This is a genomic window from Janthinobacterium sp. BJB401, from assembly GCF_013372745.1.
GTDB classification, from domain to species: domain Bacteria; phylum Pseudomonadota; class Gammaproteobacteria; order Burkholderiales; family Burkholderiaceae_D; genus Janthinobacterium; species Janthinobacterium rivuli.
Map to the genome: position 1 here is coordinate 1 of NZ_JABXFH010000121.1, position 1079 is coordinate 1079.

Consider the following 1079-nt stretch of genomic DNA (forward strand, 5'->3'; position numbering starts at 1 on the left):
CAGCAGTACGTGGCGCCACAGACCGAGACCGAAATAGAGCTCTCCGTGATCTGGGCGGGCCTGCTGAACCAGGAGGCCGGCAAGATCGGCGCGACAGCGAACTTCTTCGAGCTGGGCGGTCACTCGCTGCTGGCCGTACGTCTGTTGGCTGAAGTGCGCCACGTGTTCGATGTCGAACTGGGAATCAAGGACTTGTTCGCCAACGGTTCGTTGGCGGCGCTGGCGACAGCCATTGACTCCGGCACAGGCGCGTTCACGCGCCCGCAGGTAACGGCGCAGACCCGCGGCAGCGAATCTATTCCTCTGTCGTTCGCGCAGCAGCGTCTGTGGCTCCTGGACCGGCTTGACGGCGGCAGCGCGCACTACAACATGCCGTCCGCCCTGCGCGTGACGGGCCGCTTCGACGTCGCCGTCGCCGAGCAGGCGTTCCGGCACATCATTGAACGGCATGAGCCGCTTCGCACCGTCTTTGCCAGTGAAGGTGAGCATCTGTGGCAAGTGATCCGCGAGCAGGTGGAGTTTGGCATCAAAATAAGAGATCTGACGTCGCTCGACCCCGGCGCGCGGGAACTGGCCGCGCGGCAGCTGGCGCTGGCCGATGCCGAAACGCCGTTCAATCTGGTGCGCGACGTGATGCTGCGCGCCAGCTTCGTCCGCCTAGGCGAGGAGGAGGGCGTGCTGCTGTTTAATATGCACCACATCGCCTCGGACGGCTGGTCGATGGGCTTGCTGGTCAGAGAATTTCTGGGCCAGTACCAGGCGCTGCGCAGCGGCTTGGACAATCCCTATGTTCCGCTGGCAATCCGGTATGCCGACTATGCGCAATGGCAGCGCGACTGGCTGGCCGGGCCGGTGCTGGAAGAGCAGCTTGGCTATTGGGACAGTCAGCTGGCCGGCCTGCCACCGGTGCATAGCCTGCCGCTGGACCGGGCACGCCCGGCGCACCAAAGCTTCCGAGGCGCGCAGCACCGCTTCGCGATGGATACTGCCACGTGCCAAGGTTTGAAGAAGGTCGCACGGGATAATCAGGCCACGCTGTTCATGGTGCTGCACGCCGCGCTGAGCGTGCTGCTGGCACG

1 protein-coding gene is annotated in these 1079 nt (G+C 64.6%); it reads left to right on the forward strand.

From position 1 onward, the window contains the following. The coding region (locus tag HWE17_RS28445; protein ID WP_255206435.1) for a condensation domain-containing protein at window positions 1–1079 on the forward strand (1079 nt) is incomplete at both ends.